Source organism: Actinoplanes sp. NBRC 101535, from assembly GCF_030269225.1.
GTDB lineage: Bacteria > Actinomycetota > Actinomycetes > Mycobacteriales > Micromonosporaceae > Actinoplanes > Actinoplanes rectilineatus.
In genome coordinates, this window is record NZ_BSSY01000001.1 from 1,121,909 (window position 1) to 1,136,558 (window position 14,650).

Consider the following 14,650-nt stretch of genomic DNA (forward strand, 5'->3'; position numbering starts at 1 on the left):
CGCGGCGACGATGCCCCGGGCAGCGCCTCGGACGATCGTTGATCGGCCGTCCGTCCGATGCGGACTCGACCGTCCCGGTGACCTTTCTTGAGCGCTGTTCCACTGTGCCCTAGGCTTTCCTCCGGCTCGTCAACCACAGTTTATGGATCTGCCGACATCGGGGGATGTGCAGCCGCTCGCCGGCTGCCATGGTGGATCCGTCAACGGCGCGGTGAGCCGGTTCCGGCGGAGAACGGTGGTGCGGGGTGGCCGGCACGGAAGGCGTCTTCTCGATCGCGGAGAAGCTCGACCGCCTCTTCCGTGCCGCTGGTCGGCCGGAACCCAGTTACATGACGGTGGCTGACGGGATTCGGGACGGGCAGGGTGTCCCGATTTCCCACACCTACATCTGGCAGCTGCGCACCGGCCGCCGCGACAACCCGACGTTGCAGCACCTGACCGCGCTCGCGGCCTACTTCGGCGTGCCGGTGGCCTACTTCCTCGACGACGAGCAGGCCCGCCGGATCGACACCCAGCTGGGGCTGCTGAGCAGGCTGCGCGACGCCGGGGTCACCGAGATCGCGCTGCGGGCCGCCGACGTGTCGCCCCGGGGCCGCGAAATGATCAGTGAGGCGATCCGCCAGGTCTGGGAGTCCGAACACCCGCCCCGCTGACCGCGCCGGGGGAGCGGAACGCGGCGCTCACCCGGGACAACCAGGCGATCTCGTCGGCCATGTCCGGCCCGACCGGCGCCCAGCATCCCGGCACGGCCAGTGGCGGCTCACCGGCGGCCCGGCGGCGCAGGGCGAGCGCGATACCGCGGGCCTCCACCACCGCCGGATCGGTGCCGGCGTCGGGGACCGTCCCCGAGCCCGCCGGCGGCAGGTGTTCGCGCAGCGCCAGCATGCCGTCCCGGATCTCGATCACGCGGCGGTACTGACGCAGGCGTACCTCCGCGATGGTGATCTGATCCCGGGCGCGGGGCGCGGCAGGGAGCAGCACCACCTCCGGGAACGCGCCCCGGATCGCCGTCCACAGCGGCCGCAGCGCCCACAGCACGCGGTGGGCGCGGACCAGCTCACGCATCCGCAGGGCCGGCGGCGCCGCGCTGCCGACCAGGACCAGCGCCACCCCGGCGGTACGCAGCGCGCCGACCGGCGGGCCCACCGCGGCGAAGTCCACCGGCACGCCCGCGCCACGGGCCGCGACCAGCAGGATCCGGCCGGCGGCGTACCCGGCGATCAGCGCGATGCCCACGGCCATCGCCCGCATCCCGGTCCGGGGCACGCCCGCCGGGGCGGACCGGGCGATCCGCGCGCAGGCCCGCGCGCCCAGGACCAGGATCACCACCAGGTAGCCCTCGAAGACCGTCCAGTAGACGACCTCGGCCGGGGTGATCCCGGCGGTCTGCCGGTGCGGGCTGGTGCGCACCCCGCCGGGCACGGACAGCGCCAGCACGGACATCACCAGGATCACCGCCGTGGTGAACGCCCACCGGGCGTGGTCGCGGCGGGCGCCGGTGACCAGGTCGATGAGGCGCAGCAGCAGGTGCGCGGCGGCCACCCCGCACAGGTGCGCCGCGAACGGCACGTCCCGGCCGGCGGCGACGGCGGGCGCGGCGATGCCGCCGGCGAGCGCGGCGGCGAACAGGCTGCCCCACAGCACGCGCCGGCGGTGACCGCGGCGCAGCGTGGGCAGCCGGATCAGGACCACGGCCCAGAGCAGGCCGAGGACCACCGCGGCGGTCATCCGCCGCCGAGCGCGTCGGTCATCCGGCCGAACGGGTCGTCGGGCGCCGGGGTGCCGGCCGTGCGGATCAGCGAGGCGAGCATCTCCGCCTCGTGTTCCTGCGGGTCGGTGTGCCCGGTGCGACCGAGCGCCCGGCTGACCAGGGCCGGGTCGAGGTCCGGGAAGAGCCGGGTCAGCGTGCCGCCGGCGCCCGGCCCGGCGGAGTGCCCGCAGAGGATGTGGGCGATCTCGTGCAGCACGATGTGCTCGGCGTGCAGCGGCGAGGTGCCCGGGTCGAAGAAGACGTGGTCGGCGCCCGGCAGGCCCAGCCACAGACCGCACGGCAGGCCGGTTCCGGCGCCGAGGCCCGGCAGCGGCATGCGGTGCAGGGGCCGGTCCCGGTGGGCGGCGACCCCGGCACAGAACAGATCGAGATCGAAGGGGTACGGGACGCGCATGCCGTCCAGTCGCCGGGCGGACCTCTCCCGGACGTCGCGCATCGACCGTTGTGCTCGTCGTCCCGGGTCGCTCGAGAACAGCCGCCGCATCGACCGAAGGATACCTTGCACTACGGCAACGACCCGTCTCGTGCGCTTTCGTGCCCTCCCGTGCGCGTAGTTGCGCACTGTTAACGCTAACCGTGCAGGCTTGCCCGTGGCCCTGTGGAATTGCGCACCAGGCCGTTAACTATTCACCGTCATCGTGCTTAGCCTTACGAATCCCGGGGCAGGAACTCACTTTGAGCCGCGGATTCTTAACCGGAGGTGGGTGCGGCATGAAGTTCGTCTACGACTTCTCCGAGGGCAACAAGGATCTCAAGGACCTGCTGGGTGGCAAGGGCGCCAATCTCGCGGAGATGACCAACCTCGGCCTGCCGGTCCCGCCCGGATTCACGATCACGACCGAGGCGTGCCGGGCGTACCTGCGCGACGGCGACCACGTCGACGGGCTCGCCGCCGAGATCGACGAGCATCTCACCGCACTGGAGCGGCAGATGGGCCGGCGCCTCGGCGACGCCGACGACCCGCTGCTCGTCTCGGTCCGCTCCGGCGCCAAGTTCTCCATGCCCGGGATGATGGAGACCGTCCTCAACGTGGGCCTCACCGACGCGTCGGTGGCCGGGCTGTCCCGGCAGGCCGGCGGCAACGACCGGTTCGCGTGGGACTCGTACCGCCGTCTCATCCAGATGTTCGGCAAGACCGTGTGCGACGTGCCCGGCCACGAGTTCGAGGACGCCCTGCACGAGGCGAAGACCGCCAAGGGCGTCACCGACGACGTGCAACTGGACGCGGCGGACCTGCGGGAACTCGTCGCGGCATACAAGAAGGTGTTCGCCGAACACACCGGTCACGAGTTCCCGCAGGACCCGCGGGACCAGATGGACCAGGCAGTCGCGGCGGTGTTCCGCAGCTGGAACGCCGACCGGGCGGTGCTCTACCGGCGGCAGGAGCGGATCCCCACCGACCTGGGCACCGCGGTCAACGTGGTGGCCATGGTGTTCGGCAACCTGGGCGCCGACTCCGGCACCGGCGTGGCCTTCACCCGCGACCCGGCCAGCGGGGAACAGGGCGTCTACGGCGACTACCTGGCCAACGCCCAGGGCGAGGACGTGGTGGCCGGCATCCGCAACACGCTCGCCCTCGCCGAACTGGAGAAACTCGACAAACGCTCGTACGACGAACTGATGCGGATCATGGCCACGCTGGAGGGCCACTACCGCGACCTGTGCGACATCGAGTTCACCATCGAACGCGGCAAACTGTGGATGCTGCAGACCCGGGTCGGCAAACGCACCGCGGCGGCCGCCTTCACGATCGCCGCGCAGCTCGTCGACGAAGGCGTGATCGACCTCGACGAGGCGCTCACCCGGGTCACCGGCGCCCAGCTCGGGCAGCTGATGTTCCCCCGTTTCGACCTCGCCGGCGACCCGTCCGCGCTGACCCGGGGCGTCGGCGCGTCCCCCGGCGCGGCGTACGGCGAGGTGGTGTTCACCTCCGAGCGGGCCGTGGAGGCCGCCGCCGGGGGCAAGCCGGTGATCCTGGTCCGGCGCGAGACCAACCCCGACGACCTGCCCGGCATGATCGCCGCGAACGGCATCCTGACCAGCCGCGGCGGCAAGACGTCCCACGCGGCGGTGGTGGCCCGCGGCATGGGCAAGACCTGCGTGTGCGGGGCCGACCAGGTCGCGGTGAGCGGTACCACGTTCACGGTCGGCGAGACCGTGGTCGAGGAGGGCGACGTCATCTCGATCGACGGCACCACCGGCCGGGTCTACCTCGGGGAGGTACCGGTCCGGCCCAGCGAGGTCGTCCAGTACTTCGAGGGCGACCTGGACCCGGCCCGGGCCAACGACCCGCTCGTCGCGGCGGTGCACCGGATCCTCACCCACGCCGACTCCCGCCGGGCGCTGCGGGTACGGACCAATGCGGACACCGGCACGGACGCGGCCCGGGCCCGGCGCTTCGGCGCGCAGGGGATCGGCCTGTGCCGCACCGAGCACATGTTCCTCGGCGACCGCCGGGAACTCGTCGAACGGCTGATCCTGGCCCGGACCGACACCGACCGCGACGCCGCGCTGGCCGCCCTGCAGCCGCTGCAGCGGGCCGACTTCCTGGAGATCTTCCGCGAGATGAACGGCCTGCCGGTGACCATCCGGCTGATCGACCCGCCGCTGCACGAGTTCCTGCCGTCCCTGGAGGAACTCGCGGTGCGGGTGGCGGTGCAGCACGAACACGGCAGACGCGACGAACACGACGAACGACTGCTCGCCGCGGTCCGCCGGATGCACGAGCAGAACCCGATGCTGGGACTGCGCGGCGTCCGCCTCGGCCTGGTCATCCCCGGCCTGTTCGCGATGCAGGTGCGGGCCATCGCCGAAGCGGCGGTCGCGCTCGCCGCCGAGGGCGGCGCTCCGCGCCCCGAGATCATGGTCCCTCTGGTCGGTGCGGTGCAGGAGCTGGAGACGGTACGCGCGGAAGCCGAGCGGATCATCGCCGAGGTGATCGGCGACTCCCCGGTCGAGATCCTGATCGGCACGATGATCGAGGTGCCGCGGGCGGCCCTGACCGCCGGGCAGATCGCCGAGGCGGCCGAGTTCTTCTCCTTCGGCACCAACGACCTCACCCAGATGGCGTGGGGCTTCTCCCGCGATGACGTGGAGGGCGCCTTCTTCTGGCGGTACCTGGAACTCGGCATCTTCGGCATCTCCCCGTTCGAGTCGATCGACGCCGACGGGGTGGGCCGGCTGGTGAGGATCGCCACCGAGGAGGGCCGGGCCGCCCGTCCCGGCCTGAAACTGGGCGTCTGCGGTGAACACGGCGGCGACCCGGACTCGGTGCGGTTCTTCCACGAGGTGGGCCTGGACTACGTGTCCTGCTCGCCGTTCCGGGTGCCGATCGCCCGCCTGGAGGCCGGCCGCGCCGCCGTCGACACCGACGGCTCCGACCACCGCTGAGCGCGCTCGTCCCGCCAGGCTGAGCGCGCTCGTCCCGCCAGGCTGAGCGCGGTCGTCCCGCCAGGCTGAGCGCGCTCGTCTCTTCAGGCTGAGCCTGGTTGTCTCTTCAACGGGGGCATCGATGGGGAAAGCCCCGGCGACGGTGAATTCGCCGGGGCTTTCCTGACCGATCAGTTCATGCGGCGATCAGCGGTCGAACTTTCCGGCCTTGACGTCGTCGATGAAACCGGTCCACGATTCGTGCTCGAAGAGCAGCGTCCCGCCGTCTCGATTCTTGGTGTCCCGCACAGCGACGATGTCCGGCAGATTGTCGCAGACTTCCACGCAGTTGTTGCCGCCGCTGGACCGGCTTGACTTGTGCCAGACGGCGCCCGTCAGATCATGGTCACTCATGCTGTTTCTCCCCTTGGCTTCTGAGGATCTCAGTGATCATCAGAGTCGATTGTTTCTCGTCCGCCGCCAGCTCCGCCAACGCCTTCCATGCCTCCTCGTGCGCCTGTACCTCGTTCGGTCGATCCAGGTACAGAGCACCCGTGAGCCCCTCGGAGAAGACAGTTGACGGCTCGCCGGCGCGCCCACCCACCAGTGGCGGAAAGTTGAGCACTGTGAAGCCGCCCGCGACGGACGCCGGGTGCGGCCCCACCGAAAGAGGTAACACCTGAACGGTCACGTTCGGCAGCTCATTCGCCATCAGAAGGTGGTGGAGCTGCTGCTGCATCGCCCCCGGCGCATCAAGGGCCGCCAACAGGACCCCCTCGGAGACGATCGCCTCGTAACGCGGCGGTGGCGGGGAGAACCGCCGTATCAACCGCTGCCGCTCCTGTTTCACGGCGATCCGGGGCGCCAGCGTCTCCTCGGGGACGCGGGGCCGTTCCGCGCGGAAGACCGCCTCGATGTACGCCGGAGCCTGCAACAGCCCGGGAATGATGCCGTTCTCGAACTGGCGGATCCGGGACGCGGACGCCTCGAGCCCGACATACAGTTCCGACCATTTCTCCAAGGCGCTGCTGTAGCTCTGCCACCAGCCGATCTCCTTGGACGCCTTGGCGAGTGCGACAGCGATCTCGGTGACCTCGTCGGGCATTCCGTAGAAACGGGCCAGCGATTCGATCTCGGTGGTCTTGACGGTGACGTTGGATTCACCGCTCTCCAGGCGCCACAGACGTTGATAGGAGCATTCGAGATAAGTGAAGGCGTCCTTGATCGATACGCCGGCTCTCTCCCGGTATTCCCGGAGCAGCCGTCCCAGCTGGCGGCGGGGCACAGTCGAACCGGTGCCGTGGGACACGAATTTCCTCCCTCTCCCGCCAGGGGTCGGCGAGGGTTCTCATGGATTGTCCTTCCATCCACCATGGATGACCGGCGGTGCAACTTGCAATTTTGATAGATCCTTCGTGGATTTTTCATCTTGGCAGATTGCGGAGTGTGGGTAGGGCGGCAAGCATCAGGGCTGTGCGGCGGCCGTCGTCTTTCCCTTTGGCAGTCGGTCGCCGCGCCCGGCAAGGACACCGGCCGGCAAGGACACCGGCCGGCCTGGCAGCAGGCAGGGCGGCCAGCTCGGCAACAGGCAGGGCAGCCAGCTCGGCAGCAGGCAGGGCAGCCAGCTCGGCAGCGGGCAGGCAGTAGGGGCGACACCGGCCGGTGATCGTTCGGACGAGAGACGCCAACAGGAGGCGAAGATGGCGAAAGGTGAGCTGAGACCCCAGGTCGCCGTTCCCCCGGCGACGCACGTGGAGCAGTCACGCCGCCTCGCCGTCTGTGTGTGCGGCAAGGGCATCGTGGGGAGCTGCTTCGGCTGGGTCCACATGCCGAACATGTGGATCGCCACCGACTCGTGCGGCGGTGCGAGGCCGCGAGCAGCATGAGGTCGACAGGCGGGTGCTGCTCCGTGAGGACAGTCTGCTCCGTGAGGAAAGGCTGCTCCGTGCGGACAGTCGGGTCCTACCGGGTGGGGACAGACCGATGCTGCCCCGTGAGGACGGGACGGTTCTGCACCGTGGGGACAGCGGGGTCCTGCGGCGTGGGGACAGACCGGTACTGCCGGCTCGGTGGCCTGCTCGCCCTGGCACACCGGTTGGGCCCCGCGAGGACGGGACGGATCTGCCTCGCGGGGACCGGCCGGACCTACTCCGCAGGGATCCGGCGGACACCGTCGATCACCGGCGGGAGGTCGTCGTCGCGGAGGGCGGTGCAGGTGACCGCCCGGGAGACGGCCGCGTGCAGTGCTTCACCGATCTCCGGACCGGAGGCCTCCAGCAGCTCGTCGGCGACATGCTCCAGGATCGCCGCCGGATAGGCCCAGCCGCGGGCGGTCGCCTCGCTCAGGAACCGCAGCGCCCGGCCCGGGTCGTGCCGGAACAGCAGCACTGACAGGTCGGGAAGCAGGTCGTCCGGTATTTCCTGGCCCAGCGGCCGGTGCAGGAACGGACCCCGCTTGGGATCGTCGAGCACCCGGTCGAGCAGCGGTCCCGGATCGCCGTAACCGGCGGCGGCCAGAATCAGCAGCGCTTCCACGTCCTCCGAGGCACGCCCGGAGCCGGAACCGCCGGAGTGGGGAGCGTCCGAGCCGGAGCCGCCCGAGCCGGGAGAGGCGGAGCCGGTACCGCCGGCGACGGACAGGACCGCGGCGGCCAGCTCCGTGACCACCGGGCTGCCCGCGTTGGCCCGGACGATCTCGGCGTACGCCGGCAACCGCGCACCGTCGAGCTGCCCCACGCTGACCGGGACGCCCGGCCGGCCGGTCAGCGCGGCCCGGGTCGCGGACGCGGTGACCCGGGCGTACAACCGGTACACCGGATCCGGCACGTCCAGCTCCGCGCCGCCGAGGATCTGCTCGTTGACCGACACCACCGCGGCGAGCACCGCCGCCAGGACCGGCTCCGGCAGAGCCCCGGCCGGGTCGCGGCGGACACTGTCGTGGATCTGGGCGGCGCTCGGGTCCGGGTCGCGGCCGGCGAGACGCTGCGAGGTGTACAGCGTCGACGAACCGGCCGCGAACGCCAGCTGGAAGACCATGCTCAGGGCCGGCAGGTCGGTGAGCATGGCCAGTCCCGGGTCCGCCTCGTACGGCAGCAGACTCACCGCCGCGTCGAACCGGGACCGGTAGTCGGGCCGCAGATAGGCCAGGAAGTCCCGGTCCGCCTCCGGTCCGGCGGACGCCCAGCGCTGACCGGGCATCCGGACGATCAGGTGCCGCAGCGACTGCCAGGCCCGCTGTTCGCCGTCCGGGTCGCGGGCCAGGATCGCGGCGGACACCAGGGCGGCCTGCGCGACGGCGGCCTCACCCGCGTCGTCGATCAGGGCGGCGAGGGCGGCCGCGCGGGGCGGGTCGGTGCGGGACAGGCGGTCGGCGTACACCCGCAGGGTTCTGGCCAGGGAGTGCGGGGTGCCGATCGACGCCGGCCCGGGCGGCAGAGATTGCAGCAGGTGGGCCGGGTCGGTGTACAGGCGCCGGTGGATGCGCCGGCGCCACTGGTTCTCGATGTTGAACCGGTACTGCCAGTGCAGCATCGCCCCCAGCGAGGCGGCCTCCTCCCCGGGGTGGCCGTCGGCGGGCGCCCACGGCACCCCGACGTCCGGTTCGCGCAGCGGCGCCACCCACTCGGAGCGGGTCAGCAACCCGCCCAGCAGGGTGCGGGCCCGGTCGGTGCGGCCCGCGTCCAGATGCCGGTGGGCGAGGCCGGCGAGGACCGTCGCCGGGTCGGTCAGGAACGGCGAGTGGTGGTCCTCCGGCGCGTGCAGGGCCAGTTCCTCGGCCCGGTCCGGGTCCCGGTCGAGCAACAGGCGGGCCACGTCGGCGACGGCGCTGCCGCGCTGCATCACGGTGATGAGGTCCCGGGGTGGCGGTGCGGTGGCCAGTTCGGTGGCGAGCTGGTCGACGAGGCGGTGCCCGCCGTCCGGGTCGAGCGGGACGAGCGCCTCGGCGATCCGGATCCGTTCGGCCTGCGGCGGGTTCTCCATCAGGCGCAGGAACAGCAGCAGGCGGCCCTCGTCCGGGCGGCCCAGCGCGGCCAGTGCCCGGGCCCGGTTCTCCGGCACGGCGCGGACCGCGGCGAGCCGGTCCAGCAACGCCCGGGCCAGGGCGTCGTCGATGCCGGCCAGCTCGGCGGCGGCCGTCGCCAGCGCGACCTCGTTGGGGTGGTGGCGGCCGACCTCGAGCCGGTCCGCCTCGCGGCGCAGGGCGTCGCGGTGCCGGAGCGCACCGGCCGGGTCGAGGCGGGCCAGGCGGGCGAGTGCGGTCACCCGCTGCTCGCCGGGGAGCAGGTCGAGGCCGGACTCGGCGAGCAGCAGCAACGCGGACCGGCGCTGCGGATCGGCGGTCGTCTCCGCAGCGTCCAGGCAGGCCGCGGTGCGCCCGGCGGACATCCGGGCCAACAGCACGGCGTCGCCGGCCGCCGCGTACACCGGATCGGGTGGCTGCTGTGTCCCGGCCTTCGCCCACAGGGCCAGGGCGCGGTCCAGGTCGTGCGGGGCGAGCAGCGCGGCGGCCTTGACGGCGGCGTCCCGGAACGTGTGTCCGGGCAGGTCCTTGAGTGTGGACGCCTGCGCGGCGGCCAGTTCGGCCAGTTCACGGCTTCGGCCGGCGGGTGCGTGCGTGGCGATCTCGGCCAGGGCGGCCGCCTGTTGCGCGGACGGCGGCAGCGCCCAGGCGTGTTCCAGAGCCTCGTCGACCCGGCCCAGCCGGGCGGCCAGGCCGAGTACCGGGGGGCCGAGACGGCCGCCGGCCCGGGACAGTTCGGCCCGGGTGACGCTCAGGAACAGCACGTCGGGCAGGGCGGACAGGTCCGTGGCGCGGTCCAGCGACCGGGCCAGGGCCAGGTCGACGACCCGCACGAAGTAGCGGTCGTTCGCGAACCGGGCCCGGACCGCCCGCCGTAGACCGGGCGAGACCAGGCCGGGCAGTTCGGTGTCGCGCCCGGCGGCGGACAGGTGGTCGGCGACGTGCACCAGCTCGTAGTCGCCGGCCGCGGTCCAGTCCACGTCGGCCAGGGTCGGCCGGCCGCCCCGGCAGGCCCGGACGATCTTCTCGTGCCACTCGTGCGGGTCGACCGACCAGTCCATGCGGGCGTCCGGTCCGGCCAGGAACTCGGCGATGGACGCGTGGTAGAAGGCGAACCGGTCGCCGTGGGTGCGCAGCAGCCAGCCCATCCGGGACAGCACGGCGCCGACGACCCGCGGCACGGCGGGCAGCCCGGAGAGCCGGGCGATCTCGGCGGCGGACAGCGGCGCGCGGGCCACGGCGAGCATGCCGAGCACGGTACGGCCGACCGACTCGAACACCTCGGCGGTCCACACCCCGTCCAGCTCGACCCGGCCCAGACCGTCGACGTCGCGGCGGATGGTGTCCAGGAAGAAGGTGTACAGACCAGGCAAACCGGGCGCGATGCCACGGAACCGCAGAAGACCGGCCAGGAGTACCGGGTCCCGGTCGCGGGTGGAGACGTCCGTCAAGGCTTTGGCGTACGCGGTGAGCACCTGAAAGTTGCCCGCGGCATGGTCGGCCGTCGCGTCCAGGAAATCAGTCCAGTCCTGACCGTCGGCGGCGACCGCCGTCCGCACCGCGGCGGTGTCGAGGGTGCTCCGGGCGTACCCCAGAAGATCCTCCCGAACCTGGCGGGAATCCGCGGGAATGACCACCTCGGTGAGCTCGTCGAGGGGACGCGGGGTGCCACGCTGGGCGGGAACCGGCGGCGTCCGGGCCGACCGCAACGCGGCCAGGTCGGTGACCGGGCGGGCGGCGAGCACCAGTCGCACGTTGGCGGGCAGCTCCGGACCGCGGATCAGCCAGTCGAGCAGCCCCGACCGCGGATCGCGGACCAACTCGTCGACGGCGTCCAGCAGGATCACGATCCGGGCCTGCGGATCACGCTCGGCCAGCAGCGCGGCCGGCGCGCCCAGCGCCAGTTCGGTGAGCACCCCGGCCTCGAGCAGCCGCGGCTCCACGTGCGCGCGGCTGATCGCGATGCCGGTGACGTCACCGTCACCGCGCCGGATCTCCTGATCGACGTGGTAGCTGGCGGTGCGGTGGAACGGCGAGGCGATCAGGTCGTCGATCCGGATGCCGGTCACCCGGGAACCCGCCCCGGCGGTCTTGACCCGCTGTTTGACGACCAGATCGAGGGGTTCCGCCTCGAACAGCTCCGGCCGGGACCGGGCCAGCTGATGGCCGATCTCCAGCAGGAAACCGGTCAGGTCGGCGCCGACCAGGGCGGTCACACTGTCGCGCCGGACGAAGTAGGGCAGCCAGTCCGGATGCCGCTGTGCGAGCCCGGCCAGCACGGTGGTCTTGCCGGCGCCGGGCTCGCCGGTCAGCAGCGTGAACCGGGACGCCACGACCGACTGCTCGATCGCGGCGGTCAGCCAGGGGCGCTCGACGTAGCCGGTTCCGGTGCGCTCGGCGACGAGATCGTGGAAACCTGTCGCGGGCATTCAGCGCTTCGTCTCGTCGACGCCGAGGATCTCGCCGCCGGCCGTCACGTTGTCGATCTCCTGGCGTACGGTGGCCCGCTTCCCCTGCCCGCCGGTGCGCCGCAGGCCGGTCACCGTGCCGGCCACCCGGCGGGCACGCTGGTCGATCGTGTCCTCCTCGCTGGTGCCGCCGTCGTCCTCGGCACCGCCGGCCCGCCAGAACTCCAGGGCCACCCAGGCGATCGCGGCCACGACCAGCGCCGCGACCACCGCCAGGGGCCAGCCGTCGGTGGCGATGTTGGTCAGCACCCCGACGACCACGCCGAGAAGGGCCGAGCCCGCCGCCGTCACCTGTGACCGTTTCATGTGTACCCCTCGCGTTTCGCCGATCACCGGAATGCTACCGAGGACACGGGAGGGTGGTGGGACCGCCGACTGCCGGACAGCGTCCCGGGCCGGAACCTAGCGTGCGGGCTGTCCACAATCTCTCCTTCCCTCTCGTGGAGGCAGTCATGGCGTCCCGGCTCAACCCGTACCTGTCGTTCGACGGCGACGCCCGCGCGGCGATGGAGTACTACCGCGAGGTGTTCGGCGGCGAACTCACCCTGAGCACGTTCGGCCAGTTCGGCTCGCCCGACCCGGCGATCGCCGACAAGGTGATGCACGCGCAGTTGACCACGCCGCAGGGGTACACGTTGATGGGGTCGGACACGCCGCCCGGGATGGCGTTCCACCCGGGGGACACCATCACGGTCAGCCTCAGCGGCGACGACGGGGACGAACTGCGGGGAGCGTGGGCGAAGCTGTCCGACGGCGGGACGGTGAAAGTGCCCCTGGAGAAGCAGATGTGGGGCGACGAGTTCGGCCAGCTGGTCGACCGGTTCGGCGTTCCGTGGATGGTGAACGTCGTGCAGTCCTGATCGCCGCTTCCCGGGCCCGGGTCTCACGGTCCTGCCGCGCCGACCGGACCTCCTCCTGTGGCCGGCGCTGTCCGTATATGACCGTGGTTCGGCCGGTATCGCGTACATGAGAATCGATTTTCACAGGCTTTTCCCAGTTGGAAAGCCGGTGGTGTCGAGCATCCGACAGCACTATTTCAGTAGGCCGGATCACAGCGGGTGTGATTTGCGTTTCGCCAGTTCGGGAGGGGTTCGTCAGTGGGCGGTGATAGTCGGTGAATCGTACGAAAATGGCGATCTTGCGGAGGTGTCCGACTGTGGCGATCGACACGAATTCGATTACTCGGGGTGACACCGGGAACGAGGGAGTGCCTAGAATCGCGGCTTAACCAAGCGTGAAGCGTGTTACGCACGCCGTCCTGATGAACACGCAACGTCACCGTAGGGGGATACGTGACTGTCGACCGGCCGATCCGGCAGTGGAACGGCCTGATGATTCCGGATCCGGGTGTGTACACACTGGACGAAGCTCACAAGCGTCTCGGATTCGTGGCTCAGCACATGATGGTCAGCCCGATCCGCGGCGAATTCGCCCAGGGTTCCGCCACCATCGTCGTGGACCACGACCCGTTGCATTCGTCGATTTCCGCCACCATTCAGGCGAACACCGTCAACACCCACAACGCGGAACGCGACACGCACCTCTCCAGTGCCGACTTCCTCGACGTGGAGCGCTACCCGACACTGGAGTACCGCAGCACCGGCGTCACCTGGCTCAACGACGACGAGCCGATCTTCAAGTGGGCGCGGCTGCGCAACAACCCGCTGAGCCGCCGCACCGCCGTCACCGACCTGCCACCCGCGGCGACCCGCGCCTCCGGCCGCTTCCTGATCAGCGGCCTGCTGACGATCCGCGACGTGACCCGCCCGATCGACATGACGATGGAGTTCGGCGGGGCACGGCGCGACCCGTACGGCCGGGACATCTTCGGGTTCAGCGCCTCCGCCGAGTTCGACCGCGAAGCCTTCGGCCTGGTCTGGAACGTGCTGCTCGAAACCGGCGGCGTCCTGGTGGGCAAGAAGGTCCGCATCGAGCTGGCCGGCGAGGCGATTCGCGAGTCCTGACCGCCCGCTCGTCGTTTCGCCTGGTCGCCCGCTCTTCGTTTTGCCTGGTCGCCTGGTCGCCTGGTCGCCTGGTCGCCTGGTCGCTTGGTCGCTTGGTCGCCTGGTCGCCTGGTCGTCCGGTCGTCCGGTCGTCCGGTCGTCCGCTTGGTCGCTCGGTCGGCCGGCTGGCCTTGTAGTGGTGGCGCCCGGTCGCTTGGTCGTTATGGCGGCGGGTCGTCTGGCTGGCCGTGATCCGTGGCTCGTCGTCTGCGGTTCGTTCGTGCTGGGCTGGAATGTGCGGCAGTTCCGGCATGCGTTGCGGGCGTTGCGGGCGTTGCGGGTGCTGCCCGCTCTGCGGGTGCTGCCCGCTCTGCGGGTGTGGTCCTTGGCCCGCTCGTGAAGTGAAAGCGGCCGTTGATGACGGCCGCAGGCCCTGCAGTGCCGCTTAGCTTAAGTTGATCAACGCCGTGACCGGTAACCATGCGATCCCCTTTGCCGCGGCGACTCGTCGGCCGTTGACGGTGGTCGTGGTCGTGGTCGTGGTCGTGGCCGGGGTCGTGGCGGTGGCGGTGGCGGTCGCATCAGCTCTGCTCAGCTGTTTGTCGCAACGCGGGGTTCACGTCCATGATCAACTTAAGCTGGGTGGCGAGGCGCGACCGTCGGCCGTCGCTCACGGTCGTTTTGGGTTCGGGGATGGACCGCAGCTGACGGCCGGGCCGGTCGAGCCGTCGGCTGCGGCTGTTCGGGAGGGCGGCAACCAGCCGTGAGCGACGGCTCGAGGTCGCCCAGCCGTCGCTCACGGTCGCTTTCGGCTCGCGGATGGACCGTAGTCGGCGGCCGGGCCGGTCGAGCCGTCGGCTGCGGCTGTTCGGGAGGTTGGGAGTCAGCCATCGGCGACGGCTCGGGGTCGCCCGGCCGTCGCCTGCGGTCGTTTTCGGTTCATGGGTGGACCGTGGGAGACGGCCGGGTTGGCCGGAACGCCGCCGAACCCATTTCGATCTCGGCGACGGCCCTGGTGGGGCAGCGAGTTGCTGAACGGCACCGACGCACGGGGCGACCGGAGAAGGCGCCCGGCAGA

10 protein-coding genes are annotated in these 14,650 nt (G+C 71.2%); 4 read left to right on the forward strand and 6 right to left on the reverse strand.

Annotated elements, in window-relative coordinates; translation table 11 throughout:
• The first annotated feature begins 245 nt into the window (after nucleotides 1-245).
• Nucleotides 246-653, forward strand: a complete 408-nt coding sequence (locus QSK32_RS04840; protein WP_285471293.1) for a helix-turn-helix domain-containing protein — start codon at nucleotides 246-248, stop codon at nucleotides 651-653.
• Here QSK32_RS04840 and QSK32_RS04845 read toward each other — a convergent pair.
• On the reverse strand, nucleotides 604-1,728 hold the full coding sequence (locus QSK32_RS04845) for an MAB_1171c family putative transporter (protein ID WP_285471294.1): 1,125 nt from the start codon (nucleotides 1,726-1,728) through the stop codon (nucleotides 604-606). The two genes, QSK32_RS04840 and QSK32_RS04845, sit on opposite strands and share 50 nt — an antisense overlap.
• The gene (locus tag QSK32_RS04850; protein ID WP_285471295.1) at nucleotides 1,725-2,255 is read right to left on the reverse strand and encodes a hypothetical protein; all 531 of its coding nucleotides are present in this window, start codon (nucleotides 2,253-2,255) and stop codon (nucleotides 1,725-1,727) included. The genes QSK32_RS04845 and QSK32_RS04850 overlap by 4 nt, the downstream gene beginning before the upstream one ends.
• 227 nt (nucleotides 2,256-2,482) lie before the next feature.
• On the opposite strand from QSK32_RS04850, the gene ppdK reads away from it, so the two are divergent.
• Nucleotides 2,483-5,161, forward strand: coding sequence for a pyruvate, phosphate dikinase (gene ppdK, locus QSK32_RS04855; protein WP_285471296.1), 2,679 nt, complete (start codon nucleotides 2,483-2,485; stop codon nucleotides 5,159-5,161).
• Between the two features lie 186 nt (nucleotides 5,162-5,347).
• Here the strand turns inward: ppdK and QSK32_RS04860 are convergent, their stop codons facing one another.
• The 4 genes from QSK32_RS04860 to QSK32_RS04875 all read right to left on the reverse strand — a co-directional run bounded on the left by QSK32_RS04860 (nucleotide 5,348) and on the right by QSK32_RS04875 (nucleotide 11,935).
• A complete protein-coding gene (locus QSK32_RS04860; protein ID WP_045745598.1) occupies nucleotides 5,348-5,554 on the reverse strand; it encodes a DUF397 domain-containing protein in 207 nt (68 codons plus the stop codon).
• The gene (locus QSK32_RS04865) at nucleotides 5,547-6,449 is read right to left on the reverse strand and encodes a helix-turn-helix domain-containing protein (RefSeq protein ID WP_052720926.1); all 903 of its coding nucleotides are present in this window, start codon (nucleotides 6,447-6,449) and stop codon (nucleotides 5,547-5,549) included. Before QSK32_RS04865 ends, QSK32_RS04860 begins: the two co-directional genes overlap by 8 nt.
• 836 nt (nucleotides 6,450-7,285) lie before the next feature.
• Nucleotides 7,286-11,590 (reverse strand): ATP-binding protein, encoded by a 4,305-nt coding sequence (locus QSK32_RS04870; protein WP_285471297.1) that lies wholly within the window; start codon nucleotides 11,588-11,590, stop codon nucleotides 7,286-7,288.
• A complete protein-coding gene (locus tag QSK32_RS04875) occupies nucleotides 11,591-11,935 on the reverse strand; it encodes a hypothetical protein (protein ID WP_285471298.1) in 345 nt (114 codons plus the stop codon).
• 146 nt (nucleotides 11,936-12,081) lie between these two features.
• On the opposite strand from QSK32_RS04875, the gene QSK32_RS04880 reads away from it, so the two are divergent.
• Together QSK32_RS04880 and QSK32_RS04885 are read left to right on the forward strand one after the other, a co-directional pair.
• On the forward strand, nucleotides 12,082-12,489 hold the full coding sequence (locus QSK32_RS04880; RefSeq protein WP_045748408.1) for a VOC family protein: 408 nt from the start codon (nucleotides 12,082-12,084) through the stop codon (nucleotides 12,487-12,489).
• A 471-nt stretch (nucleotides 12,490-12,960) separates the two neighbouring features.
• Complete coding sequence (locus QSK32_RS04885) at nucleotides 12,961-13,593, forward strand: YceI family protein (protein WP_045748411.1); 633 nt, start codon at nucleotides 12,961-12,963, stop codon at nucleotides 13,591-13,593.
• The last annotated feature ends 1,057 nt before the right edge of the window (nucleotides 13,594-14,650 follow it).